This window comes from Bradyrhizobium cenepequi, assembly GCF_020329485.1.
Taxonomy (GTDB): domain Bacteria; phylum Pseudomonadota; class Alphaproteobacteria; order Rhizobiales; family Xanthobacteraceae; genus Bradyrhizobium; species Bradyrhizobium cenepequi.
Genome location: NZ_JAGKJI010000005.1, coordinates 117,236 through 142,535 on the forward strand (window position 1 = coordinate 117,236; position 25,300 = coordinate 142,535).

The window sequence follows — 25,300 nt, forward strand, 5'->3', positions numbered from 1 at the left end:
GCACGCCGAGCCCCCTTGATGCAACATCGGATAGCACCCCCGTCAACAACCGTCCGGCGGCGCAATATTTGAAGCCTTATCGCCCTTTCCTTCCCGGGTCATCTCCTTGAGAACATGGCAATTTGTTCCCCGCATGATCGAAATTCGGAGCTGAGTGGATGATACGGATTTTGATCGGCCTGATCGCCGCGGTCGTGGTCGCCGCGGCCAGCCTGCTCGGCTTCAATCTCTACGTGCAGCATCGCATGACCAGCGGCATCGAGGCGGCCTTCGCGCAGGTCCGCGCCGCCGGCGGCAAGGCCAGTCACGGCAAGGTGACGGTGGATATGTTGGCGCGCACCGTCACAGTCGTGGACATCATAGCCGAATCTGCGGCGCAACCACCGGCGCGGCTGAAGATCGCAAGCCTGATCGCCACCGGCATCCGCCAGCCCGATCGGGCGCGCGTCTCCGCCGAAAGCATCGAACTGGCCGACATCGAGCTGGCAACGGAGGTGACCGACCAGGTACCGGCCAAGGTCACCTACAAGGTGCCGCGCTTCGCAGTGAAGGATTATTCCGGCCCCTCCAGCCCGGCGCAACTGCCGGCCTCGGAATCCCTGATCGACATCTATCGCTTTGCGCTCCAGCAATTCACCGTCGTCGCCGCCTCGTCGGTCACAATCCCCTCGCTGAGCGGCACGATCAATGACGGCGCGGGGACGCTAGGCGGCGGCGAGTTCGCCTATTCGGGCATTGCGCTGCAGGACATTAAGGATGGCAAGGTCGCCAGCACCAAAGTGGACGGGTTCACCTTCGCGGTGAACGCGCCACAGGCGGGCCGGCGCGAGAAGCTGACCGGCACTCTCTCCAATCTCGTCGCGCATGATTTCGACGCGACAGCGGCCGGCACTGTGCTCGATCCCGAGAGGTCGAACGACGACAGCTATCACCGCGTCTACCGGCAAGTCTCGGCCGGCCCCTATGTGCTGACCTCCGACAAGGGCATGAGGGCGCAGATCGACAGCATCACGATCGACGATATCGCGGTACGCCCCTCAAGGCTGCAATTGGGGGCGATCTTCGCGCTCATGCCGCAGCCCGGAGCCGGCCCTCCGACCCAGGCCCAGGCGCGCGAGGTCATGGAGAAGATGGCCGGCCTCTATGAGGGCATTCGCATCGGCAATGCGGAATTGCGCGGACACGCGATGCGGACGCCGCAAGGACCTTTCAAGCTGGCGGCGATCCGCGCCAATTTGGAAGATGGCCGCGGCCAATTAGCGCTTGAGGGACTGGAGGTCGAGACGCCAAAGGGGCCGTTCAGGTTCGACCGTTTTGCGTTGAACTCTTTCGACATCCCGCAACTGATGCGTTTCGCGGCGCGCGCCAACGCAGGGTCGAAGCCCACGCCGGAGGAGATCTTTAGGTTATTCGGGGTGTTCGAAGGCGTCGAGATCAAGGGCGCCGCCACGCCCTTCCGCAATACCAACAAGCTCATCAACATCGACACCATCAGCCTGGGCTGGGGCCAGTTCGTCGGCCCCGTCCCCAGCAAGGCGCATCTGGTCGCGAAGCTGAACGTTCCGATCGATGCGACCGATCCGGCGATGCAGCCGCTTGCGGCGGCCGGCATCGACCGGGCGGCCATCGACATCGATCTCGGCGCAGGCTGGACCGAGCAGTCAGGCGCCTTCGTGCTCGCGCCCGCGAGGCTCGAGATCGGCAACCTCGTGAAAGCATCGGCCCGCGTTGCGCTCACCAATGTGCCGCGTGGTGTGTTCTCCACCGATCCGGCACAAGCCGCAAACATGGCAACCCAGATCGAAGCAGGAGCCATCGAGTTCACCTTGCGCGACAGCGGCTGCGTCGATCTTGCGGTCGCGCAATATGCCGGCGCTCGGAACGTCAGTCGCGAGGCCGCGAGAGGCGCCATCACCGACCAGATCAAGGCGTTTGGCCAAACCATCGCCGCCGCCAACCCCGACGCCGCCGCCGCGGTAGACGCCGTGATCCGCTTTGTCGAGACCCCGGGACAAACGCTGATCATCAAGCTGACGCCACTCGGCAAGGTGCCGGGACTCCAACTCGTTCAGCTCCTCAAGACCGACCCGCTGATCGCGCTCGCGCAATTCCGCATCGAGGCGTCGACCGGGCTCTGAGCCGAGTGCCGTAGCCTGGGTGGAGCGCCAGCGTAACCGGGACCGCTCGTAAACTCTGACGCAGATGCCCCGGGTTACGCGTTCCACTCCACCCGGGCTACGAGCATCACTTGTTCGGCAGGTTGACCCTGATGTGAAGCTCGCGGAGCTGCTTGGTCGTCGCTTCCGACGGCGCGCCCATCAGGAGATCGACCGCCTGCTGGTTCATTGGGAACAGCGAGATCTCGCGCAGATTCGTGGTGCCGCACAACAGCATCACGATGCGATCGAGCCCTGCTGCCATGCCGCCATGCGGCGGCGCGCCGTACTGGAAGGCCCGGTACATGCCGCCGAAGCGCTCGACCACGTCCTCTTCGCCATAGCCCGCGATCTGGAACGCCTTCACCATCGCTTCCGGCTTGTGGTTACGGATGCCGCCGGAGGCGATCTCGTAGCCGTTGCAGGCGATGTCGTACTGGAACGCCTTGATCGTCAGCGGATCCTGCGTCTGCAGCGCTTCCAATCCGCCCTGCGGCATCGAGAACGGGTTGTGCGAGAAGTCGATCTTCTTGTCTTCCTCGTTGTACTCGTACATCGGGAAGTCGACAATCCAGGCGAGCTCGAACCGGTCCTTGTCGATCAGGTTCAGCTCCTCGCCAAGTTTGGTCCGCGCAAGGCCGGCGAACTTCCAGAACTTGTCGGGCTCGCCGGCGACGAAGAATGCCGCGTCGCCTTCCTGAAGGCCGAGCTGTTCACGAACCGCAGCGGTCCGTTCGGGGCCGATATTGTTGGCAAGCGGACCGGCGCCCTCGCCGCCTTCGCGCCAGAAGATGTAGCCGAGTCCCGGCTGGCCTTCGCCCTGCGCCCAGGAGTTCATGCGGTCCGCGAAGGCACGGCTGCCGCCACCCTTCGCCGGGATCGCCCACACCTGGTTCTTCGGGTCCTCCAGCATCCGCGCGAACACCTTGAAGCCGGAGCCGCGGAAATGCTCGGAGACCTCCTGCATCACGATCGGGTTGCGCAAATCGGGCTTGTCGGTGCCGTATTTGCGGATTGCTTCGGCAAACGGAATGCGCGGCCAGTTCTTCGTCACCGGCTTGCCTTTGGCAAAATCTTCGAACACGCCAGTGATGACGGGCTCCATCGCTGCGAATACGTCGTCCTGGGTCACAAAACTCATTTCGACGTCGAGCTGGTAGAACTCGCCCGGCAGGCGGTCGGCGCGCGGGTCCTCGTCGCGGAAGCAGGGCGCGATCTGGAAATAGCGATCGAAGCCCGACATCATGATGAGCTGCTTGTACTGCTGCGGCGCCTGCGGCAGCGCGTAGAACTTGCCAGGATGGATGCGCGAGGGCACCAGGAAATCGCGCGCGCCCTCTGGCGAGGATGCCGTCAGGATCGGCGTCTGGAATTCGAAGAAGCCCTGCTCCTTCATCCGCTTGCGCATGGAATCGACGATCGCGCCGCGGGTCATGATGTTCTGGTGCAGCTTCTCGCGACGCAGGTCGAGGAAACGGTACTTAAGCCTTATGTCCTCAGGATATTCCTGCTCGCCGAACACCGGCAGCGGCAGCTCGGCGGCGGGGCCGAGCACCTCGATCTCGCTGACATAGATCTCGACCTGCCCGGTCGGAAGTTCCGGATTATCGGTACCTTCAGGGCGGCGGCGGACCTTGCCGTCCATCCGCACCACCCATTCGGAGCGCAGCTTCTCGGCATCGTGGAACGCTGCCGAATCCGGGTCCGCCACGCATTGGGTGATGCCGTAATGGTCGCGCAGGTCGATGAACAGCACGCCGCCATGGTCGCGAACGCGATGGACCCAGCCGGAAAGGCGGACCGTCTCGCCGATATGGCTCTCGCGGAGCGCGCCGCATGTATGTGACCGGTAGCGATGCATGGACTTCCCAAACAGATGTCGGAGGGTTCGAATCGGGCGGCCAATGGCCTGCCTGAATTTGCGCAGGGTTTACCCGAGGCCGCGAGGGGCGGCAACCGAGGGAACGCCCTGTTTTGCGCCCGAACCGGACATTTTCGGCCCCTTGGCGCGAAGTGTTTGCCTATTGGCGGCCCGAGCCTATCTTTAGGCTATGACGGTGCATTTCCCCTTCCAGAACACCTATGCGGCGCTGCCGGCGAACTTTTTCGCCCGCGTTGCGCCCACCCCGGTTGCCGCTCCGCGCCTGATCAAGCTCAACCGGCTGCTTGCGGTTCAACTCGGGCTTGATCCGGATCTGCTGGAAACCCCGGAGGGTGCGGAAATCCTCGCAGGCAAGCGCCTGCCCGAAGGCGCCGATCCCATCGCGATGGCCTATGCCGGCCACCAATTCGGCCATTTCGTTCCGCAACTCGGCGACGGCCGCGCCATCCTGCTCGGCGAGGTCATCGACCGCGACGGCGTCCGCCGCGACATCCAGCTCAAGGGTTCCGGCCCGACCCCATTCTCCCGCCGTGGCGACGGCCGTGCGGCGCTCGGTCCGGTCCTGCGCGAATACATTGTCAGCGAAGCGATGTTCGCGCTGGATATTCCGACCACGCGTTCGCTCGCCGCCGTCATCACCGGCGAACAAGTGATCCGCGAGACCGCGCTTCCCGGCGCGGTGCTGACGCGTGTGGCAGCGAGCCATGTCCGCGTCGGCACCTTCCAGTTCTTCGCCGCCCGCGGCGATGCTGATGGCGTGCGCGCCCTCGCCGACCACGTGATCAACAGGCACTATCCGGACCTGGCCAAAGCCGATCGCCCCTATCACGCGCTGCTCGAAGGCGTCGTTGCCCGCCAGGCCGAACTCATCGCGCGCTGGCTCCTGGTCGGCTTCATCCACGGCGTGATGAACACCGACAACACCTCGATCTCAGGCGAGACCATCGACTACGGCCCGTGCGCCTTCATGGACGACTACAATCCCGCGCAGGTCTATAGCTCGATCGACGAGATGGGCCGCTACGCCTATGCCAACCAGCCGCGGATCGCGCTCTGGAATCTGACGCGTCTGGCCGAATGCCTGCTGCCGCTGTTCTCTGACGACAAGGAGAAGGCGGTCGAGCAGGCGCAGTCCATCCTTGGTGATTTCTCCGAGAAGTTCAGCGCGGCCTACGTGGCCGGTCTACGCAGGAAGGTCGGCCTCTTCACCGAGCGCGACGGCGACGAGGCGCTGATCCAGGACTTCCTCGAAGCCATGGCAAAAAACCAGGCCGACTTCACCCTCACCTTCCGCCGCCTCGGCGACGCCGCTCTGGATGCATCAGCAGATGAGAAGGTCCGCGCGCAGTTCATGGATCCGCAAGCCTTCGACGAATGGGCCAAGCGCTGGCGCGACCGCCTCGCACTTGAGCCGCAATCGCCGTCCAAGCGCCAGTCCGCCATGCACGCCGTCAACCCCGCCTTCATCCCGCGCAATCACCGCGTCGAAGCGGTGATTGCGGCTGCGACGAACGATGACAACTACGCACCGTTCGAGGAACTGTTGACGGTGCTGTCAAAACCCTACGACGACCAGCCGCAATATGCTGCCTACGCTGACCCGCCGCTGCCCGGTCAACGCGTGCTGCAAACCTTCTGCGGAACGTGAGATAGCTTGGTCGCATTCCTGTTTAGCAACAATTCGCCCCTTCAGTCGTTGGCCGGACTCTGACCGGCCAGCGATGGAGCATGGCATGAACAAGCGCGATCACGATCCGGGAACTCCGATAAAGCGCGTCGAGCCGAACGGCGTCGAGCCTGAGTTCTCCGAGGATGATCTTCAAAGGCAGCAATTCGGGCCGCGCGGCGTGCCCGGGCAACCTGACCCGGCAACGATGACGCCGCAACGGGCCAAGAAGACGCCGGAGAACGCCGATTCAGGCGGCCATACCGCCTGAGTGTTGGAAGTGCCTTTGGGAGACCACTTATGCTGGACACCCAGCCGCTTCTGGAAAACGTACAGTACAACCTCGATGACCGCGGCTACTTTGTCGCGCCGCTCGACGATCTCGTGACATGGGCAAGGTCGGGTTCGTTGATGTGGATGACCTTCGGCCTTGCCTGCTGCGCAATCGAGCAGATGCAGGTGTCGATGCCGCGCTATGACGTCGAGCGCTTTGGCGCCGCGCCACGGGCTTCGCCGCGACAATCCGATGTCATGATCGTCTCGGGAACCCTCTGCAACAAGATGGCTCCCGCCTTGCGCAAGGTCTATGACCAGATGCCGGAGCCGCGCTACGTGATCTCGATGGGTTCCTGTGCCAATGGCGGCGGCTATTATCACTATTCCTATTCGGTTGTCCGCGGCTGCGACCGCATCGTTCCGGTGGACATCTACGTTCCGGGTTGTCCGCCGACCGCGGAGGCCCTGCTCTACGGCATCCTGCTGTTGCAGAAGAAAATCCGGCGCACCGGCAGGATCGAGCGATGATGATTGCTCGAGTCACGAATGAATGGAACGGGGCCCGGTGTGCCTAGGAGTCCGAGCCCCATAACCTCAACAACCTGGCCGCCAAGCTGTTCGGCTACGTGCGTACGCTAGCGCAACGGGCACACTCGGTATTGATCTGCCGCAACTGCCGCGGCGAGCTTTTCACCGCGTCGCCAAGGCTGATGCTCTTTCCGCTAGATACTCGGCCATCCCATTGAACTCATGCGCGGAGACAAGGCGCCGGAACTGCGGGAGAGGTCGGAGTCTGCGCGAGCGGCACGCGGACGATACATGGCAATCAGTTCACTTCAATACCAAGCAAATTTCTCAGTCCCCCCAGTTTTCGGAAAACGATATCGTGAACCGATAGCGCGGCACGAATTTGTCCTGGTATTGTCGCGCCTGTTTCGGATCATGCGCGCCTCGGGCGATGGGAATTCTGGGCGATGAACATTGAACGGACTGCAGATAGCGAAGCTAAGCCTTCGCCCCAGCGCGCGGGTTCGCCGCTCGAAGTGCTCCTGGTCTTCCTCAAGCTCGGGCTGACGTCCTTTGGCGGCCCGATCGCCCATATCGGTTATTTTCGCAGCGAGTTCGTCGAGCGCCGCAAATGGCTCGACGAACAATCCTACGCGGATCTCGTGGCGCTCTGCCAATTCCTGCCGGGTCCGGCGAGCAGCCAGGTCGGATTTTCGCTCGGATTGATGCGTGCCGGCTATCGCGGTGCGCTGGCGGCGTGGACGGGTTTCACGCTGCCATCCGCTATCGCGCTCCTGCTATTTGCCTATGGCGCCAGCGCATTGAGCGGACCGGTCGGAACAGGGCTGGTGCACGGCCTGAAACTCGTGGCGGTCGCGATTGTCGCTCAAGCGGTATGGGGCATGGCGCGCACGCTGTGCCCCGACCGGGAGCAGGCCTCGATCGCGACGATCGCTGCGGTCATCATCCTGTCCAGCACGTCATCGGTGGCACAGATCGGCGCCATTCTGCTCGGCGGCATCGCCGGATTGTGGCTCTGCCGCGCAGCGCAGCCGAGCGGCGAAAGCCATTTCGCCGTGCCGGTGTCGCGCGCCGCCGCGCTTGCCGCGCTGGCAGCATTCCTGATCCTGCTCCTTGGCGTACCGATCCTTTCGCGGTTATGGCCTTCTTCGGGCATGGCCTTGTTCGACGCATTCTATCGCTCCGGCGCCCTCGTCTTTGGCGGCGGTCATGTCGTGCTGCCGCTGTTGCGCGAGGCAGTAGTGACGCCGGGTTGGGTCGGCGACGACGTGTTTCTGACCGGCTATGGCGCGGCCCAGGCCGTCCCCGGACCGCTCTTCACCTTCGCGGCCTATCTCGGTGCCGTCGTCAAGACGTCGCCGCACGGCGTCGCCGGCGCCATCATTGGCTTGCTCGGCATATTCCTTCCGGGCGTCTTGGTCCTCCTCGCGGCGCTGCCGTACTGGGATAGTTTTCGCAAGCGCGCCGGCGCCCAGGCAATGATGCGCGGCGTGAACGCCGCGGTCGTCGGCGTCCTCGGCGCGGCGCTCTACAATCCGGTGTGGACCAGCACGGTCCAGACACCTGCGGACTTCGCGATCGCCCTCGTCGGATTTGTGCTGCTGATCGCCTGGCGCGCACCGCCGCTCGTGGTCGTCGCCTTCAGTGCCATCGCCGGCATAGGCGCGGCGGTCCTGTGACGCTCCTGTCGGCGCCGGCTGGGCTCCCGACCAGCGCGTTCCGTCCCTGGCCCGTGTTTTCCCGGATAGGGCTCCGCTCGCCTTCGGGTTTAGGGTGAAGCGTTCATGTAGGCATATTCACGTTCGCCCGGCAGCCAACGCTGCCGGGCTTTTCGTTTGAATACGTCGAGCAGCGCGGTTGGCCGCCCCGCGGGATAAGCACGCAGACCCGCCATTAACCCCTCGTCCACCATCTCGGCGGCCGGCGTCCGGTAACCAAATCCCTTAACAGACCGTCAATCCGATCCCGACAAGTCTAGCGACTTTATTAGGGAGATTGCCGATGGAAGCCTTTGCTCTTGAATTCGTGGGAATAGCGATGGTGGCGCTCTGCCTGGTCGTGCTCGCAATGCCGGCCGCACGGCGGCCCTCCAAGCACGGGCGTCGCGAGTAAGGCAGCGCCCGACCACCGTTTTGTGCGCCGCGCCGCCTACCTGACGCGCTCGTAATCTGTTCCCCGCCGTATGGCCTGAGCCTATGCGGGGCCAGAATTGCAGCCAAGCCCCTTGACATACCTGCACTTTCGGCAGAACGCGTGTCGGAAGCGTCATGGACTGTTCATGGATCTGATTACTACCACCTGGGAACTGCAGGCGGCCTGCGACCGCTTGGCCGCCCACCCCGTCATCACCGTCGACACCGAGTTCCTGCGGGAGACGACCTACTACCCCCTGCTCTGCGTGCTGCAAATGGCGAGCCCGGACGAGGCGGTCGTGATCGACGCGCTCGCTCCCGGCATCGACCTGACACCGTTCTTCGAGTTGATGGCCAACGAGAAGGTGCTGAAGGTCTTCCACGCCGCGCGGCAGGACATCGAGATCGTCTGGCACCGCGCCAACACCATCCCGCACCCGATCTTCGACACGCAAGTTGCGGCCATGGTGCTCGGCTATGGCGACAGCATCGCCTATGACCAGCTCGTCGAGCGCATCACCGGCCATCGGCCGGACAAGACCCACCGCTTCACCGACTGGTCGCGCCGGCCGCTCAGCGCCGAGCAGATCCAATACGCGGTCTCCGACGTCACTCACTTGCGCGACGTCTTCACCGCGCTCGATGCCGACCTGAAGAAACGCGGCCGCAACGATTGGGTCAGCGAGGAGATGGAGATCCTGACTTCTCCGCGTACCTATGACTTCCATCCGGAGCGCGCCTGGGAGCGGCTGAAGACCAGGGTGCGCAAGCCGCGCGAACTCGCGGTGCTGATCGAGGTCGCCGCCTGGCGCGAGCAGGAGGCGCAGAGCCGCGACGTGCCGCGCTCGCGCGTGCTGAAGGACGAGGCGGTCGGTGATATCGCAACGCATGCGCCGACGACGCTGGAGAAGCTTGCCAACCTGCGCTCGCTGCCGAAAGGATTCGAGCGCTCGAAATGGGGCGCGGACATCATCGCCGCCGTGCAACGCGGCCTCGCCCGCGATTTCGCGAAACTGCCGAAGATCGAGAAGCCGCGCAACAATACCAATGGCGCAGCGATCGTCGAACTCTTGAAGGTGCTGCTCAGGATGACCTCCGAGCGTCACGCGGTTGCAAGCAAGGTGATCGCGACCGTTGACGATCTCGAGCAGATCGCCGGCGACGATCATGCCGACGTTGCCGCCCTGCACGGCTGGCGGCGCGAATTGTTCGGCGAGTCCGCGCTCAAGCTCAAGCACGGCCGCCTCGCGCTTGCGATCGACAAAGGGCGTGTCGTTAAGGTGGAGCGCAGCAAGGAGTAGCCGGGTAGTTGTCGCCTTGCGCAGACCCGGCGGACTTATGTTGAAATTCCAGGTCGCAAGCAACACTTTGTGCACGTTCATCCCATAGGTTGCGGCATCATCCCTCTACACGGGACAAGAAACGGTATGCCGCACGATCTGGCCGGCAGCGCTGCGCCCATGCAGCGCAAGAAACTTGAAGATGCGCTTCGCCCTGCGTGGGGAGATTTGCGGGTATTCCTGCTGTGCGCGCGGAACCGCAGCTTCGGACGCGCCGCCGACCTGCTCGGTGTGCCAGCGACCGCCGTGATGCGCAAGATCGACAAGCTCGAGGACGATCTCGGCTGTAAGTTGTTCTCGCGCGACGAGGCACAACTGACGCTGACCGGCGAAGGACGCGCGCTGCTGTTCGACGTCGAGCAGATGGAGCGTCTCAGCCTCAACATCGCCAGGCGTGCGCGAGCACCGGGAGAGGTGAGCGGCAGCGTGCGGATCGCCGTGACCGAAGGACCCGGGAACTTCTGGGTGCTGCCGCGGCTGATCACGTTCGAGCGGACCTACCGCAACATCATCGTCGACCTGCGCTGTGTGTCCGGCTGCGCCGAAGTTCCGCGGCAGGAGGCAGACATCTCGCTTCGGATCGAGCGGCCGAACGATCCTGAATTGATCGCCACAAAGATCGGCCGGTTGCACATCTGCGCCTTCGCCTCGAAGGCCTATCGCGATGCCTATGGCCTGCCGACATCGCTCGACGAGCTGAAACACCACCGCACCGTCAAGCAGGACGGCGTGCCGCATGGCGATGGCACCTATAAGCGCATCCTTGGCGTGGACTCGCTGGAGGGCATCGTTGGCATCTCCACCAATTCCAGCGTGGCCGTGCTCTACGCCGTCGAACAGGGCGCGGGAATTGGCTTCCTGCCGAGTTCGGTGATTGCGCTGGGGGCACCGGTGGTCGCGGTCGACCTCGGCATCAACCATCAATTGGATCTATGGCTCTGCTATCATCGCCAGTTCCGCCACTCGGACCGCCACAGGCTGATGATCGAATGGCTGAAGAGCATCTTCGATCCCAAAGTTTATGCCTGCTTCCGCGACGAATTCATCCATCCCGACGCACTGACGCCGTTGATGGTGGGATCGCGCGAGCATTTTGGATTGCAGAACTACGTGGCGCCAAGGCCCTTCCCGATCGAGGCAACTACCACTTGAATTCCACGCCGACGGTCCCCTGCCGAGGCTGACGGTGATGTCGCCAAAGTTCTGCGCGATGTTGTCGGCGAATTTGCCATAAGCCGCCCCAAATGCCCATGTCAGGCCGCGGCTGCCTCTGACGAAGCTTGCTCGCGACGGCGCCATGAGCAGCCCATGCATTTAATTCCCGACGCGCGCCTGAAAAATGCGCAAAAAAAGCCATCAATATCGGCCGATTTGCCCCGACCTCGCCGCGAGCGGCAATTGGGCGGCCTTGCGCGCTTCGTCCTAAGCACCGGCATTGTTGTGCATCGGCCATAGGGGTTGCCGCGGCGCACTGATTTTCCGTGGCGCACCAGAGGCTTGCTAACTCGCGATTTTCGTGTTGCAATCTCAGGCACAATCGGATTTGGCCGCTCGACTGTGCGTTTCGTGACCTCGAAGTCTAAGAATCGGAATTTGATCAGACTGCCGGAAGCCGGTTTGTGGCGTGGCACGCACAATGCGTGGCCGCGTCTTTTTTGTGTCTAGACGAGGAGACAGGCGATGCCGAAGGGTACCGTCAAGTGGTTCAACCCGACCAAGGGTTATGGGTTCATCAAGCCGGCCGTCGGCGACAAGGACGTCTTCGTCCACATCTCGGCGGTTGAGCGTGCGGGACTCTCTACGCTCAACGAAAACCAAACCATCGAGTACGACCTGGTGGAGAACCGCGGCAAGGCATCCGCGGAAAACCTCAAGGTCTCCTAGACTTCAGTCACGATCCGCTCAGGCAATCTTGATTGCTACCCCCGGCATCACCCCGGGGGGATTTCTTTGACGGACGCGGACGTCGTACTACGTCGCCGCGGGCGAAATCAGCGTGCCGCCTGACGCTGTGCTTCCCGCTGTCTTGCAGACATCGCCCTCGAGCCTGAGCCTGTCGCTCGCAAGCAGCCGCAGTGCTTCCGGATAGATTTGGTGCTCGATCTGGATGACGCGGGCCGCCAGCGTCTCCGGCGTATCGTCATCGGCCACCGCAACCGCGCCCTGTACCACGATCGGCCCGGCATCGGTCTCCGGGATCACGAAATGCACGGTGGCGCCTGAGATCTTCACCCCGGCTTTGAGCGCCTGGCCATGCGGATCGAGGCCGGGGAAGCACGGCAACAGTGAGGGATGGATGTTGAGCATCTTCCCGTACCAGCGCTGCACGAATTCCGCCGTGAACAGCCGCATGAAACCGCCGAGGCAGATCAGCTCCACGTTCTTCTCGTCGAGCGCGCGCTGCAGCATCGCCTCGAAGGCGGCGCGATCCTTGCCGAACGGCTTGCTCTCGATGACGATGGTCGGGATGCCGCTTGCGCTTGCCTTGGCGAGGCCCGCGGCATCGGCGCGGTTGGAAATCACCACGGCGATCTCGGCCGGGAAGTCCTGCGCCTTCGCAGCCTCGATCAGCGCGACCATGTTCGATCCGCGCCCGGAAATCAGGATGGCGACGCGGCGCTTCATTGCGAAAGATCGAGGTGGCCGTTGTAAACAACGCGATGCTCGCCCGCCGCGTGGATCACCTCGCCGAGCAATGTCGCGGTCTCGCCGCTGGCGGTGAAGACCTCCATGACCTTATCGACCGCATCTGCCTTCACGATCGCGATCATGCCGATGCCGCAATTGAAGGTGCGGAGCAGTTCCAGCTCGGCGATGCCGCCCTGCTCGGCCAGCCATTTGAACACCGGCAGGACCGGCAGGCGGGCGAGATCAATGCCGACACCCAGATGCTTCGGCAGCACGCGCGGAATGTTGTCGGTGAAGCCGCCGCCGGTGATGTGGGCCAGCCCCTTGATCGCCCCGCTCTCGCGGATCGCACGCAGGCAGGATTTGACATAGAGCCGGGTCGGCGTCAGCAACGCTGCCCCAAGCGTCATAACCGGCGAGAACGGCGCCGGCGCATCGAAGCTGACGCGCGACTGCTCGACGATCTTGCGTACCAGCGAAAATCCGTTGGAATGGACGCCCGAGGAAGCAAGCCCGATCACGGCATCGCCGATGGCGATCTCCGGCCGCGGCAACAGCGTGCCGCGCTCGGCGGCGCCGACCGCAAACCCCGCGAGGTCGTAATCGCCATCCTTGTAGAGCCCCGGCATCTCGGCGGTTTCGCCGCCGATCAGCGCGCAGCCGGATTCGCGGCAGCCTTCGGCGATCCCGGCGACGATGGCGGCGGCCACCTCCGGATCGAGCTTGCCGCAGGCAAAGTAGTCGAGGAAGAACAGCGGCTCCGCCCCCTGCACGACGAGGTCGTTGACCGACATCGCCACCAGGTCGATGCCGATCCCGTCATGCAGCCCTGTCTCGATCGCGATCTTGACCTTGGTGCCGACACCATCGGTCGCTGCGACCAGCACGGGGTCCTTGAAGCCGGCCGCTTTCAGGTCGAACAGGCCGCCGAAGCCGCCGATCTCGGCGTCCGCGCCGGCGCGCGCCGTGGCGCGGACCATCGGCTTGATCAGATCGACCAGCCGGTTGCCGGCATCGATGTCGACGCCGGAATCCGCGTAAGTGAGGCCGTTCTTGCGCTCGGTCATGCAAATTTCCAGTTGAAGACGGCTGGTTACGAGGAATTCCGGCCCCGCGCAATGGCTCGCAAGACAGGCGGCGGTATACTATGTAGATAACCGGCTCAGCCCCCAAAAGGGCCGAATCTTCCGTGAATTCAGGCCGGTAGCCGGGAAGCGACCGAGTTGAGCATTCCGAATATCATCACCCTGGGCCGCATCATCCTGGTGCCGGTCATTGTCTGGGCGATCGTCTCCAGCCAGATGGAAATCGCCTTCGCGATCTTCGTGATTGCCGGTGTCAGCGACGCCGTCGACGGGTTCCTCGCCAAGCGGTTCAACATGACGAGCGAACTCGGCGCCCTGCTCGATCCGCTGGCCGACAAGGCGCTGTTGGTGTCGATCTATGTGGCGCTCGGGATCTGGGGCGCGGTGCCGCGCTGGCTTGTCATTCTCGTGGTGTCCCGCGACATCATGATCGTGGCGGCCGTGATCGTGTCCTGGTTGTTCGACAAGCCGGTCGAGATAAAGCCGCTGATGGTCTCCAAACTCAACACGGTGGCTCAGGTCGCGTTCGCGGCGCTGGTGCTGGCCTCGCTCGGTTTCGGTTTCCAGCCAAGGCCTTACGATCTGATCCTGATGGGATTTGTCACCATCTTTACTTTGGTTTCCGTCTCCCTCTATCTCGTAGAGTGGGTGCGGCACATGAGCACGATCGAAGCGCGCTAAACCCTGGAGAGTTTTTGCGTGGCAGGTAGCGTTCATCCTCGTCAGCTCGCGTTGGCGCTACCGCACGCGGAGAGCCTGACCCGCGACGACTTCCTCGAGGGAGCGGCCAATGAGGCGGGCCTCGCTCTGATCGAGAGCTGGCCGGACTGGCCGAACCGCATCATGCTGCTGGTCGGCCCGGAAGGATCAGGGAAAAGCCACCTCGCCGCGATCTGGGCCGAGCGTGCCGGCGCACGCTCGACATCGGCGCACGCGCTATCGGCCGAGAGCGTGCCGGCGGATCTCGCAACCGGTGCACTCGTGGTCGAAGACTTGAAACCGTACGGCTTTGACGAGCGCGCGATGTTTCACCTGCTCAATCTCGCCCGCCAGGACGAAGCCTTCGTGCTGATGACCGCTCGCATTCCGCCGTCGGCGTTCGAGATCGAATTGCGCGACCTCCGGTCGCGGCTGCGTGCAGTGCCGACCGTGTCATTGTTGCCGCCAGACGATCTCCTGTTTCGCGGGCTGATCATCAAATACTGTACCGACCGCCAGATGACCGTGGACGAATCATTGGTGAGCTATCTCGCCAGCCGGATCGAGCGCTCCTACGCCGCCGCCCGTCAGGCGGTGGAGCTGCTTGATACCGAGGCGCTGCGGCTCGGCCGCCCCGTGACGCGGGCGCTAGCGGCGGAACTGTGGCGCAACGCCTGATGCGTGCGGCGGCTTGACGATGCCGGTTTCCGGAACGTCAATGTCATCGAGACGTCATCCACTTATCACATGGCTTGCGCTGCATTTGTTTAGGAGCATGATCCGGAAAAGTGGAAACCGGTTTCCGAAAAGATCATGCTCAAACAAAGAGATAAGATCATGATCCGATTTCGTTTAATCGAATCATGATCTGGCGGCTCCGGCCCTGACCTCGAATGGATCGAGAACTTCATGGAATCGGCACAACCTATTGAAGCACAAGAGAAAGAACGGGTTTCTGAAAGTCTGCCGGCGATCGCGACAAGCCCCGAACGCTTCATCAATCGCGAGCTTTCCTGGCTGCATTTTAACCGTCGGGTGCTGGAGGAGGCCGTCAATTCCGGCCATCCCGCGCTCGAGCGGGTGAGATTCCTGTCGATATCCGCCAATAACCTCGACGAGTTCTTCATGGTCCGCGTCGCCGGCATCAAGGCGCAGGTTCGTGAAGGCATCCCCGAGCGCAGCCCCGACGGTCTGACGCCATCCGAACAGCTCGTCCTGATCAACCAAAGCGTTTCCAAGCTCGCCTCCGATCAGCAAGCGATCTGGAGCAACCTGCGCACGATGCTCGCGGAAGTCGGCATCGACCTCGTCGACGGGCGAGACGTCACCAAGACGGAGCGGGCCTGGATCGAGGATTATTTCCTGCACAGCATCTTCCCGCTGCTGACGCCGCTCGCGATCGATCCGGCGCATCCCTTTCCGTTCATTCCCAACCTGGGCTTCACGGTAGCACTGCAATTGTTTCGGATCTCAGACGGCAAGGCGATGAACGCGCTGATCCGTATGCCCGGCAAGATCGACCGCTTCATCCGCATCCCCAGCGAAGGGCGGCTGCGCCTGATCACGCTGGAGCAGGCCACCGGACTCTTCATCGGACGTCTGTTCCCGGGCTACACGGTCAATGGCCAGGGCGCCTTCCGTGTCATCCGCGACTCCGAAATCGAGATCGAAGAAGAAGCCGAGGATCTGGTCCGCACGTTCGAGACCGCGCTGAAGCGGCGCCGGCGCGGATCGGTGATCCGGCTGGAGATCGAGGCCAAGATGCCGGAAGAGCTGCGCCTGTTCGTGCAGCACGCGCTCAACGCCGCCGACGACGAGGTTTTCCTGGTCGACGGCGTGCTAGCCATGAACGAGCTGTCGCAACTCACCCGGCTCGACCGGCCCGATCTCGAATTCACCCCCTATGTGCCGCGCCATCCCGAGCGGGTGCGCGACCATGGCGGCGATATCTTTGCCGCGATCCGGCAGAAGGACCTGATCGTCCACCACCCCTACGAGTCCTTCGACGTCGTGGTGCAGTTCCTGCAGCAGGCCGCCCGCGACCCCGACGTCGTCGCCATCAAGCAGACGCTCTATCGCACCTCGCAGAATTCGCCGATCGTGCGCGCGCTCGCCGAAGCGGCCGAGGCCGGCAAGTCGGTCACGGCGCTGATCGAGCTGAAGGCTCGCTTCGATGAGGAAGCCAACATCCGCTGGGCGCGCGACCTCGAACGCGCCGGCGTGCAGGTCGTCTACGGCTTCATCGAACTCAAGACCCACGCAAAACTATCGATGGTGGTGCGCCGCGAGGGCAGCAATCTCACGACCTATGTCCACACCGGCACCGGCAACTACCATCCGGTGACCGCGCGCATCTACACCGATCTCTCCTACTTCACCTGCGACCCGATCATCGGCCGCGACGCTGCGCGCGTGTTCAATTACGTCACCGGCTATGCCGAGCCGAGCGACATCGAAAAGATGGCGGTGTCGCCGCTCACGCTGCGCAAGCGTATCATCGAGCACATCCAGGGCGAGATCAGTCACGCGCGCCACGGCCGACCCGCCGCGATCTGGATGAAGATGAACTCGCTCGTCGACCCCGACATCATCGACGCGCTCTATGAAGCATCGCAAGCGGGAGTGCCGATCGAGCTCGTGGTGCGCGGCATCTGCTGCCTCAGGCCGGGCATGCCAGGACTTTCCGAGAACATCCGCGTCAAATCGGTGATCGGCCGATTCCTCGAGCACGGCCGAATCTATTGCTTCGGCATGGGATACGGCCTGCCGAGCGCAAAAGCGGCTGTGTATATCTCATCCGCCGACATGATGCCGCGGAACCTCGACCGCCGCGTCGAAGTCCTGTGCCCGCTGCAAAATCCCACGGTTCATCAGCAGGTTCTCGAACAGATCATGGTCGCGAATCTGAAGGATACCGAGCAGAGCTGGCGATTGTTGCCCGATGGATCGTCAACGCGTATGAAGGCCGCGAAGGGCGAAGAGCCTTTCAACCTTCATAACTACTTCATGACGAATCCGAGTCTGTCGGGCCGTGGAAAGTCTCTCAAGGAATCTTCGCCGCGCCGGCTTACTCGCCGCAACGAGCGCTAGCCGCCACAAGGGGACTTTCCGGTGAAGCGACCGCGCAAGCGCGCTACCAGCGTCGCTGTCATCGATATTGGCTCGAACTCGGTGCGTCTCGTGGTCTACGAGTCGCTGTCGCGCAGCCTCATCACGTTGTTCAACGAGAAGGCGCTGTGCGGGCTCGGCCGCGAGGTGCAGAGCACAGGGCTTCTCGCGGAGGATGCGGTCGCAAAGGCGCTGACGGCGTTGCGGCGGTTTCGCGCGCTGTGCCGGATCCAGAGGGTCGGCCGCGTCTATGCGATCGCGACGGCCGCCTGTCGCGACGCCAAGAACGGTTCCGATTTCATAGCCGAGGCTGAACGCATCTGTGGAACCCGAATCGAAATTCTGTCGGGTCCGCGGGAGGCGAAACTCTCCGCTTTGGGCGTCGTCTCCGGCGTGCACAAGCCTGACGGCATCGTCGGCGATCTCGGCGGCGGCTCGGTCGAACTGATCGACGTCAAGGGCAATCGCGTCCACAGCGGCGTGACGCTGCCGCTCGGCAGCCTCGCGCTGCAGGATCTCTCGGACAAATCGCTGAAGCGCGCCGAACGCATCGTGCGCAACGAACTGTCTGAGGTTCCGCAGCTCAAGGCAGGCCGCGCCCGGACGTTTTACGCAGTCGGCGGCACCTGGCGCGCGCTGGCGCGCATCCACATCATCCAGAGCGGCTATCCGCTGAAGGTGATGCACGGCTATTCGATTCCCGCCGCCGACGCGCTCGATTTCGCACAGCGCTTGCGGCGCCTGGCGGCAACCAACATGCTCGCCAACATCGAGGCTGTGGCCGACGCACGGCGCCCGCTGCTCGCCTACGCCGCGCTGGTTCTTGAATACGTCATCCGGGTGGCGAAACCGAAGACGATCGTGTTCTCAACCTTCGGCGTGCGCGAAGGCCTGTTCTACGAAATGCTGCCGCCATCCGAGCGCGCCAAGGATGGCCTGATCTGCGCGGCGCAGACGATGAACGGCCTGCTCTCGCGGTCGGCGCGCCACGCCGAGGAATTGATCGCATGGACCGATCGGCTGGTGCGCGTCGTGAGGCTGCGCGAGAGCGACGAGGACCGCAGGCTGCGCCATGCCGCCTGCCTGTTGTCGGACATCGGCTGGCGGGTGCATCCCGATCACCGCGGCGAGGAGACGCTCAGCCTCATCACTAACGGCAATTTCGGCTCCATCACCCATCAGGGACGCACCTTCGTCGCGCTGTCGGTGTTCTACCGCTACGCGGGCTTGAGCCTTGAGAACGAGCCGCCGGAAATCGTGCAGGAGATGGTGCCGCATACGATGCTCGAACGCGCCCGCCTGCTTGGCGCCGCATTTCGCGTCGCCCACCTGATCTCGGCGGCACGGCCTGGCGTGCTGCCCGCAACACATTTCCGCACCGACGGACGTAAACTCATGCTGGTGTTCGAGCACCAGATGGTCGATCTCGTCGCCGACCGCGTCGGCAGCCGCTTCAAGCAGTTGGCGCGTCTGGTTGGACGTTCGGGTTCGATCGTACGGCGCTAGAGCATGATCCGGAAAAGTGTGAAGCGGTTTTCCGAAAAGATCATGCTCAAACAATAACCTAGAGCGCGATGATTCATACTCATCTCATCGCGCTTTAGACCGTACAGCATTTGCTTGAATTGGCGGTGCCGTAGCCCGGATGAAGCGCGAGCGTAATCCGGGGTTCGCTCGCAACGCAGACGCAGGTGTCCCGGGTTACGCGTTCCGCTCCAACCGGGCTACATGCTGTCCGCCCATCGCGGCATGGTGGAGGAGCGATGCAGGACGTCCAGACTTTTCAGCGATACGCCGCGCTCGAGGATTGGCGCGAGCGCTGGTCGGCCGTGGCGACGATTGTCGTCGCTCTGCTGCTGGCGCTCAGCCTGTTCGCGCTGATCTGGATGGCCCTCCATAGCCCGGAGCCGGCGCGGCGCGAGCCGACGATCATCCAGCTTCTGTTTGTTCCTCCGACGCCTCCGCAGCGGCCTCCGGAGCCGGCCAAGGAGACCGTGCAACGCACTCTGCAGGCGCCACCACCCGTCCCGGTCCCCCCGAAGAAAGTGGTCAACAATCGTCGGGATTCGGTCGCGGCGGCGCCGATACCGAAGCCCGGGCCGCCGCAGCCGAAAACAAAACTGCCCGCAGTGGCCGATCCCTTGAGCCTGGACGCGCCTCCCGATTGGAGGCAGGCCTCTCTGCCGAAGGGAGCCAACGCCGGCAATACCATCGGCGGGGACGGTGAGAACGGCGGAGGCAGCGGCTGCGGCAGCGCCGGCCCCTATCTCACCATCATCACGTCGCAACTCCGCAACGTCGTCACCCGCAACGAGAGAACGGATAGCCGCAGGTACCAGGCTCAGGCCCAACTCTGGTTCGACGAGCTGGGAAATGTGCAGCGAAGCCAGCTCGTGCGATCAACTGGCACTGCGGATATCGATGCCACCGTCACAAAGCTGCTGAAGGGCATCAATATAGGCAGGGGGATGCCGCAGTGCGTCCAGCCGATTACAGTCTGGATCAGCCAGCCCTGGACGGGCGTCTTCAATGGCGCCGACAACAATCCGGTCACGCCAAGCCATGTCGAGGTGTGGCGAACGTTTCGCCGTCCCTAAAGCACGATCCCCTCCACCTCACCTCTCCCGCGCTCGCGGGAGAGGTCGCTGCGCTCGAAGAGCGCAGCGGGTGAAGGGGCTCTCTCCTCGCGGTCGGACAGATCAGGCCGCCTTGGCGGCCCGCTCGGCGTGATGCAGCGCGCGCCGGCGCCAGATCGATCCCGCGATCAGCACCACGATGACGCCAAGCAACGCCAGCGCGATCTCGCCGCCATGGCCGCCGCTGGCAAAATGCGGACCGATGCCGAGCGCGCCCAGCCAGGAATCGAGCTTGTCGCCGACCGGTCCGATAAACAGCGCATCGAGCTTCGGATCGACCGCCGGATCGGTCGCGATCACATCGCCGGCGATCCACCCGAGCAGCGCCGCGCCGGCCCAGACCAGCACCGGCAGCCTGGTGAGCAGCGCCATGATCAATGCCGCGCCTGCGACGATCAGGGGCACACTGATCGCAAGGCCCAAGACTAGAAGCGGCACGCTGCCATTGGCGGCGGCGGCAACCGCGATCACGTTGTCGAGGCTCATGACGATGTCGGCGATGACGACGATCTGCACCGCCGCCCACAGATGCGCGGCCGCATCCACGCTGTCCTCATCCTCCTGTTCGGGGACGAGCAGCTTTGCCGCGATCACGATCAACGCCAGGCCGCCGACGAGCTTGAGGTAAGGGAATTCCATCAAGGTCGCGACGATGCCGGTGAAGATGATGCGCAGAATCACCGCGGCCGCCGCGCCGAAGATCATGCCCCACAGCCGCTGCCGCGGCGCCAGGCCCCGACAGGCGAGCGCGATCACCAATGCGTTGTCGCCCGACAACAGCACATTGATCCAGATGATCTTGCCGACGGCGACCCAGAAGGTCGTGGTCGCCATCTCGCTCTTGAACTGCGTGAAGAAAGCCGCGAGATTCGCAGGATCAGTAATCTGCCACAGCCAGTCCACAGCGCTTCCCTTTCGGCCTTGCGGCCGCCCCTCACGCGGCGCTCAGCCCGCGATCTTGTTCCGTTTAGCCGACGATCTCGTTGCCGGAGAAGAATTGCACGATCTCGATCGCGGCCGTCTCCGGAGCGTCGGACCCATGCACGGAATTCTCGCCGATTGATTTCGCATGGAGCTTGCGGATCGTGCCTTCGGCGGCCTTGGACGGGTCGGTCGCGCCCATCACGTCGCGATACTTGGCGATCGCTCCCTCGCCTTCCAGCACCTGGACCACGACCGGGCCGGAGGTCATGAACTCGACCAGCTCGCCGAAGAACGGGCGCGCCTTGTGGACGGCATAGAAGGTCTCAGCCTGCTCGCGGGTCATGCGAATCCGCTTCTGGGCCACGATCCGGAGCCCGGCCTTCTCGATCAGCGCGTTGATCGCGCCGGTCAGGTTACGCGCCGTCGCGTCGGGCTTGATGATCGAGAAAGTGCGTTCAATCGCCATGCTATCGTCCTTGCAAACGCTGGTTAACGAGTTGCGGGGCTTATATCGGCGTGATCCCGCGACGGCAAGCGACCCGGTGTCGCCCCGGCGTTTGGTTTGGGCGCAATCCGGTGATCAGGATCAGCGTCGGTCCCGAGGCCCCGCAGGGCAACCGGCTCGGATTACGACAATTTCACGAACGTGAACCCATTCTGTAGCCGCCATCGCGCTTCCGTTCAGATCGCGCGGCCTAAGCTACTCATCAATCGGACGCCTTCGAAGCTCATCCGCACGGCCAATGCGAAGGCGTCACGGGAGACATTGTCACTGCCGGGCGCTTCCGATGGGCGCCGCAACTCGAGGAGATGACCATGCTACGCAAATTCTCGCTTGTCGCTCTTGCCGCAGCCTCGCTTGGCGCTGCTGTGCTGGCGCCGACCGCCGCCACCGCGCGGGACGGTTGGCATGGCGGCTGGCGTCACGGCTGGGGCTGGGGTCCGCGCGTCGTTGTCGGTGGCCCCGCTTACTACGGCCATGGCGGCTGCTATGTGCGGCGCCTGGTGCCGACCCCCTGGGGTCCCCGCTGGCGCCTGATCAACCGATGCTATTGACCTGACCTGCACTCCCCCCAGACTTGAGCGCCCCGGCCACAACGCCGGGGCTTTTTTTGCGTATGGAACCCGCGGGCTTGCTACCTGCGAGCGAGGGCACGCAGGCGCAACGAACCGGAAACAAATTCGGCCTTTGGGACTTGACCTTGCGAGATTTCATTCAAGCAAGGCGAGGCGGAACTCGCCGAGAGATTGATCATGAATAGCCGAAGCCACGCTGATTTTGAGCTGCTCGATCACAAGACCTGCCGGTCGATTTGCGACGCGGTCGGCGAACGGCTGCAGCAAAGCTTGCGCCCGGAAACATCGCTGACCTCTCAATTGCAGCAGCTGCTGGACGAGATGCGCCGGCGCGAGGAGGACAGCCTGCATTGAAAGAGGCGTCCCTCGCGGCTGGGCCCGGACAACTTCTGCGAAGCTGAGAAGCTGGAGCATAATTTACCGAGGTGGTGGGTTGCGTTTGGCGGCCGCTCCGGTGACAACGCCGCATGCTCACCATCTCCGACATCTCCGTCCGGATCGCCGGGCGGCTTCTGATCGAGAACAGCTCGGTACAGATCATTCCCGGCGCCCGTGTCGGCTTTGTCGGCCGCAATGGCGTCGGCAAGTCGACGCTGTTTCATGCCATCCGCGGCGATATTCCGCTTGAAGCCGGCAGCATCACCATCCCCCCGCGCTGGCGGATCGGCAGCCTGGCGCAGGAGGCGCCCAATGGTCCGGAAAGCCTGATCGAGATCGTGCTGAAGGCAGATCTCGAACGCGATGCGCTGCTGCGCGAAGCCGAGACTGCGCAGGATCCGCACCGGATCGCCGAAATCCAGACCCGGCTTGTCGATATCGATGCCCATTCCGCCCCTGCCCGCGCGGCTGCAATTCTCAGCGGCCTCGGATTTTCGGCGGCCGACCAGGCGCGGCCATGCGCCGAATTTTCCGGCGGCTGGCGCATGCGGGTCGCGCTCGCTGCGACGCTGTTTGCGGCACCGGACCTGTTGCTGCTGGACGAGCCGACCAACTATCTCGACCTCGAAGGCACGCTGTGGCTGGAGGACCATCTTGCGCATTATCCGCGTACCGTGATCGTGATCAGCCATGACCGCGATCTGCTCGATACTTCGGTGGACCAGATCCTGCATCTCGATCACGGCAGGCTGACGCTCTACAAGGGAAGCTATTCGTCGTTCGAGGAACAGCGCGACGCGCGCGAAATGCTCGATGCAAAACACGCCAAGCGGCAGGCCGAGGAGCGCAAGCGGCTGCAGGCTTTCGTCGACCGCTTCAAGGCCAAGGCTTCAAAGGCGCGCCAGGCGCAATCGCGCATGAAGATGCTGGAGCGGATGAAGCCGGTCACCGCCCTGGTGACACAGGACGTGCACGAGATCTCATTCCCAGTCCCAGAGAGGACACTGTCGCCGCCGATCATCGCCGCCGATGACGTCGCCGTCGGCTATGATCCGAACAGGCCGGTGCTGAACCGGGTGACGCTGCGCATCGATACCGACGACCGCATCGCGCTGTTAGGTGCCAACGGCAACGGCAAGTCGACCTTGGTGAAGCTGCTCGCGGGCCGGCTCGCGCCGTTCTCCGGCAGGATCACGCGCGCCGAAAAGCTCTCGGTCGGCTATTTCGCGCAACATCAGGTCGATGAGCTCAATCTCGACGGCTCGCCTTACGACCATATCCGCAAGCTGATGCTGGATATGCCGGAGAGCAAGGTGCGCGCCCGCGTCGGCGCGATCGGCTTTTCCGGCAAGGCGGGCGATACGCTGGTGAGGAGCCTGTCGGGCGGCGAGAAGGCGCGGCTGCTGCTTGGCCTTGCCACCTTTGCCGCTCCCAACATGATCATCCTGGACGAGCCGACCAACCATCTCGACATCGACAGCCGCGCCGCGCTCGCCGAAGCGATCAATGATTTTCCTGGCGCCGTGCTGATGGTCTCGCACGACCGCTACCTGATCGAGGCTTGCGCCGAGCGGCTTTGGGTCGTCGCCAACCACACCGTGACGAGCTATGACGGCGATCTCGACGACTACCGCAGGACGGTGCTGTCAGCGAATGAGACGCGCCCCGCTTCGCGCGAACGCGGCAGGGAGAGCCCCAAGCCCGAGCGTCCGAAAGGCGAGAAGCGTATCCCGCTGAAGCAGCGGATCGCGCAGGCCGAGGCCGAGATCGAACGCATCACCGGCATCATTGCCAAGATCGACGCGGCGCTCGCGCTGCCGGACCTGTTCACGCGCGATCCGAAGCAGGCGGCGCAACTCGCCAAGGCGCGCGCGGGCGCAGAAAGCGCGCTGCAGCGCGCCGAGGAAGAATGGCTCGACGCCAGCTCACTCTCGGATGAAGCGGCGGGTTAGCCTAGCCCATGCGTCCTCATCCCGAGGAGCCGCGAAGCGGTATCTCGAGGGATGGGCCACGAGCTCCTCACTCTCCGTCATTCCGGGGCACGCGAAGCGCGAGCCCGGAATCCATTTCACCGCATGCTCCGCGGTTGGATGGATTCCGGGTTCGTCCTTCGGACGCCCCGGAATGACGGAAGAGAAAAATTCACCAGCGATTCCAACGTGATTTGCCCCGTCCAGCCCTCGCACGAAAAACATTCCGCTTCCGCCGTCGGGCAAATCAGCACTATGACTCCGCGCGTCTCATCCGATTGAGGGGCGGCTCGCGATCGTCACGAACGTTGCGGTGAGATGCGGTGGACGGGAGTGTTGCGACTGACGAGCGCGGCACTCACGGACGGCGAAGTCGTGTGGTTCTGGCGCCCCGACGCTGGCGCTAAGCTTTGTGGATCGAGTGTCCGCAGAGTGACGGTGGCAAGAAAGCCCGGTCACCGGGAAGAGCACGAAGTAAGCCGTAAACCACTGCGCAGGGAAAGCCGGTGTTGCTCCGGTTGACCTGTGGTCCTACCCCGTGCTTTTTGTTGCACGGGGCCCACGGGTGCGACCGGCACCCGGCTTTCCCTGCGCCCTCACTTCGATGCGAGGGTGGAAAGTGCAGCAAAGCTCGGGCAATGCGTCGCGAGAACGCGAACGCACATCCTCACCGCTGTTTGAAATTCAAATCAGATATCTCCCGTCGTCCTGGCTACCCATAACCACCGTCGTGTGTTCCGCTGCAACCGCTTGCTCGCACCACAATAACCCCCGTGGTTATGGGTCCCCGCTTTCGCGGGACGACAGCGGATAGC

At 63.5% G+C, this 25,300-nt stretch carries 20 protein-coding genes and 1 pseudogene; 16 read left to right on the forward strand and 5 right to left on the reverse strand.

Features of this window, described 5'->3' with window-relative positions; all coding sequences use genetic code 11:
* Positions 1–158 precede the first annotated feature (158 nt).
* Positions 159–2,138, forward strand: coding sequence for an aq_1923 C-terminal domain (locus tag J6497_RS08805; RefSeq protein WP_225703864.1), 1,980 nt, complete (start codon positions 159–161; stop codon positions 2,136–2,138).
* A 106-nt stretch (positions 2,139–2,244) separates the two neighbouring features.
* Here the strand turns inward: J6497_RS08805 and aspS are convergent, their stop codons facing one another.
* Complete coding sequence (aspS, locus tag J6497_RS08810) at positions 2,245–4,017, reverse strand: aspartate--tRNA ligase (RefSeq protein ID WP_225703865.1); 1,773 nt, start codon at positions 4,015–4,017, stop codon at positions 2,245–2,247.
* A gap of 190 nt (positions 4,018–4,207) precedes the next feature.
* On the opposite strand from aspS, the gene J6497_RS08815 reads away from it, so the two are divergent.
* The 7 genes and pseudogenes from J6497_RS08815 (at position 4,208) to J6497_RS08845 (ending at position 11,864) form a co-directional block, all read left to right on the forward strand.
* The gene (locus J6497_RS08815) at positions 4,208–5,686 is read left to right on the forward strand and encodes a protein adenylyltransferase SelO (RefSeq protein ID WP_225703866.1); all 1,479 of its coding nucleotides are present in this window, start codon (positions 4,208–4,210) and stop codon (positions 5,684–5,686) included.
* Positions 5,687–5,771: 85 nt separating this feature from the next.
* Positions 5,772–5,975 (forward strand): hypothetical protein, encoded by a 204-nt coding sequence (locus J6497_RS08820; protein ID WP_225703867.1) that lies wholly within the window; start codon positions 5,772–5,774, stop codon positions 5,973–5,975.
* Positions 5,976–6,046: 71 nt separating this feature from the next.
* Positions 6,047–6,508, forward strand: a pseudogene (locus J6497_RS08825) (NuoB/complex I 20 kDa subunit family protein); the annotation flags it as partial.
* Positions 6,509–6,954: 446 nt separating this feature from the next.
* The gene (chrA, locus tag J6497_RS08830) at positions 6,955–8,187 is read left to right on the forward strand and encodes a chromate efflux transporter (protein WP_225703869.1); all 1,233 of its coding nucleotides are present in this window, start codon (positions 6,955–6,957) and stop codon (positions 8,185–8,187) included.
* A gap of 599 nt (positions 8,188–8,786) precedes the next feature.
* Positions 8,787–9,941: a ribonuclease D gene (gene rnd, locus J6497_RS08835; protein ID WP_225703870.1), complete on the forward strand. Its 1,155-nt coding sequence runs from the start codon at positions 8,787–8,789 to the stop codon at positions 9,939–9,941.
* Positions 9,942–10,067: 126 nt separating this feature from the next.
* A complete protein-coding gene (locus J6497_RS08840; protein WP_225703871.1) occupies positions 10,068–11,132 on the forward strand; it encodes a LysR family transcriptional regulator in 1,065 nt (354 codons plus the stop codon).
* Positions 11,133–11,660: 528 nt separating this feature from the next.
* A complete protein-coding gene (locus J6497_RS08845; RefSeq protein ID WP_028165888.1) occupies positions 11,661–11,864 on the forward strand; it encodes a cold-shock protein in 204 nt (67 codons plus the stop codon).
* An 87-nt stretch (positions 11,865–11,951) separates the two neighbouring features.
* Here the strand turns inward: J6497_RS08845 and purN are convergent, their stop codons facing one another.
* Entirely contained in the window at positions 11,952–12,605 is a 654-nt protein-coding gene (gene purN / locus J6497_RS08850; protein ID WP_225703872.1) for a phosphoribosylglycinamide formyltransferase, read from the reverse strand.
* Positions 12,602–13,675: a phosphoribosylformylglycinamidine cyclo-ligase gene (gene purM / locus J6497_RS08855; RefSeq protein WP_225703873.1), complete on the reverse strand. Its 1,074-nt coding sequence runs from the start codon at positions 13,673–13,675 to the stop codon at positions 12,602–12,604. Before purM ends, purN begins: the two co-directional genes overlap by 4 nt.
* Before the next feature lie 156 nt (positions 13,676–13,831).
* Between purM and J6497_RS08860 the strand changes: the two genes are divergently transcribed.
* From J6497_RS08860 to J6497_RS08880, 5 genes are all read left to right on the forward strand, one after another.
* The gene (locus J6497_RS08860) at positions 13,832–14,374 is read left to right on the forward strand and encodes a CDP-alcohol phosphatidyltransferase family protein (protein WP_225703874.1); all 543 of its coding nucleotides are present in this window, start codon (positions 13,832–13,834) and stop codon (positions 14,372–14,374) included.
* A gap of 18 nt (positions 14,375–14,392) precedes the next feature.
* Complete coding sequence (locus J6497_RS08865; protein WP_225703875.1) at positions 14,393–15,070, forward strand: P-loop NTPase family protein; 678 nt, start codon at positions 14,393–14,395, stop codon at positions 15,068–15,070.
* A 231-nt stretch (positions 15,071–15,301) separates the two neighbouring features.
* The gene (locus J6497_RS08870) at positions 15,302–17,482 is read left to right on the forward strand and encodes an RNA degradosome polyphosphate kinase (protein ID WP_225703876.1); all 2,181 of its coding nucleotides are present in this window, start codon (positions 15,302–15,304) and stop codon (positions 17,480–17,482) included.
* 21 nt (positions 17,483–17,503) lie between these two features.
* On the forward strand, positions 17,504–19,006 hold the full coding sequence (ppx, locus tag J6497_RS08875; RefSeq protein ID WP_225703877.1) for an exopolyphosphatase: 1,503 nt from the start codon (positions 17,504–17,506) through the stop codon (positions 19,004–19,006).
* Between the two features lie 257 nt (positions 19,007–19,263).
* Positions 19,264–20,097: a TonB C-terminal domain-containing protein gene (locus J6497_RS08880; RefSeq protein ID WP_225703878.1), complete on the forward strand. Its 834-nt coding sequence runs from the start codon at positions 19,264–19,266 to the stop codon at positions 20,095–20,097.
* Between the two features lie 102 nt (positions 20,098–20,199).
* Here the strand turns inward: J6497_RS08880 and J6497_RS08885 are convergent, their stop codons facing one another.
* Positions 20,200–21,039: a TerC family protein gene (locus J6497_RS08885; RefSeq protein ID WP_225703879.1), complete on the reverse strand. Its 840-nt coding sequence runs from the start codon at positions 21,037–21,039 to the stop codon at positions 20,200–20,202.
* Between the two features lie 64 nt (positions 21,040–21,103).
* Complete coding sequence (gene ndk / locus J6497_RS08890; protein ID WP_225703880.1) at positions 21,104–21,526, reverse strand: nucleoside-diphosphate kinase; 423 nt, start codon at positions 21,524–21,526, stop codon at positions 21,104–21,106.
* A 350-nt stretch (positions 21,527–21,876) separates the two neighbouring features.
* Here ndk and J6497_RS08895 point away from each other — a divergent pair, with 350 nt between their 5' ends.
* The 3 genes from J6497_RS08895 (at position 21,877) to J6497_RS08905 (ending at position 24,467) form a co-directional block, all read left to right on the forward strand.
* Positions 21,877–22,116 (forward strand): sulfur globule protein precursor, encoded by a 240-nt coding sequence (locus J6497_RS08895; protein ID WP_225703881.1) that lies wholly within the window; start codon positions 21,877–21,879, stop codon positions 22,114–22,116.
* 192 nt (positions 22,117–22,308) lie between these two features.
* On the forward strand, positions 22,309–22,491 hold the full coding sequence (locus J6497_RS08900; protein ID WP_225703991.1) for a hypothetical protein: 183 nt from the start codon (positions 22,309–22,311) through the stop codon (positions 22,489–22,491).
* Between the two features lie 113 nt (positions 22,492–22,604).
* Positions 22,605–24,467: an ABC-F family ATP-binding cassette domain-containing protein gene (locus tag J6497_RS08905; RefSeq protein ID WP_225703882.1), complete on the forward strand. Its 1,863-nt coding sequence runs from the start codon at positions 22,605–22,607 to the stop codon at positions 24,465–24,467.
* Positions 24,468–25,300 lie beyond the last annotated feature (833 nt).

What these genes read in the sequence shown, in the direction of transcription:
- J6497_RS08805 (WP_225703864.1), top strand. Translation starts at nt 159, where the DNA reads ATGATACGGATTTTGATCGGCCTGATCGCCGCGGTCGTGGTCGCCGCG.
- aspS (WP_225703865.1), bottom strand. Translation starts at nt 4,017, where the DNA reads ATGCATCGCTACCGGTCACATACATGCGGCGCGCTCCGCGAGAGCCAT.
- J6497_RS08815 (WP_225703866.1), top strand. Translation starts at nt 4,208, where the DNA reads ATGACGGTGCATTTCCCCTTCCAGAACACCTATGCGGCGCTGCCGGCG.
- J6497_RS08820 (WP_225703867.1), top strand. Translation starts at nt 5,772, where the DNA reads ATGAACAAGCGCGATCACGATCCGGGAACTCCGATAAAGCGCGTCGAG.
- chrA (WP_225703869.1), top strand. Translation starts at nt 6,955, where the DNA reads ATGAACATTGAACGGACTGCAGATAGCGAAGCTAAGCCTTCGCCCCAG.
- rnd (WP_225703870.1), top strand. Translation starts at nt 8,787, where the DNA reads ATGGATCTGATTACTACCACCTGGGAACTGCAGGCGGCCTGCGACCGC.
- J6497_RS08840 (WP_225703871.1), top strand. Translation starts at nt 10,068, where the DNA reads ATGCCGCACGATCTGGCCGGCAGCGCTGCGCCCATGCAGCGCAAGAAA.
- J6497_RS08845 (WP_028165888.1), top strand. Translation starts at nt 11,661, where the DNA reads ATGCCGAAGGGTACCGTCAAGTGGTTCAACCCGACCAAGGGTTATGGG.
- purN (WP_225703872.1), bottom strand. Translation starts at nt 12,605, where the DNA reads ATGAAGCGCCGCGTCGCCATCCTGATTTCCGGGCGCGGATCGAACATG.
- purM (WP_225703873.1), bottom strand. Translation starts at nt 13,675, where the DNA reads ATGACCGAGCGCAAGAACGGCCTCACTTACGCGGATTCCGGCGTCGAC.
- J6497_RS08870 (WP_225703876.1), top strand. Translation starts at nt 15,302, where the DNA reads ATGGAATCGGCACAACCTATTGAAGCACAAGAGAAAGAACGGGTTTCT.
- J6497_RS08880 (WP_225703878.1), top strand. Translation starts at nt 19,264, where the DNA reads ATGCAGGACGTCCAGACTTTTCAGCGATACGCCGCGCTCGAGGATTGG.
- ndk (WP_225703880.1), bottom strand. Translation starts at nt 21,526, where the DNA reads ATGGCGATTGAACGCACTTTCTCGATCATCAAGCCCGACGCGACGGCG.
- J6497_RS08895 (WP_225703881.1), top strand. Translation starts at nt 21,877, where the DNA reads ATGCTACGCAAATTCTCGCTTGTCGCTCTTGCCGCAGCCTCGCTTGGC.
- J6497_RS08905 (WP_225703882.1), top strand. Translation starts at nt 22,605, where the DNA reads ATGCTCACCATCTCCGACATCTCCGTCCGGATCGCCGGGCGGCTTCTG.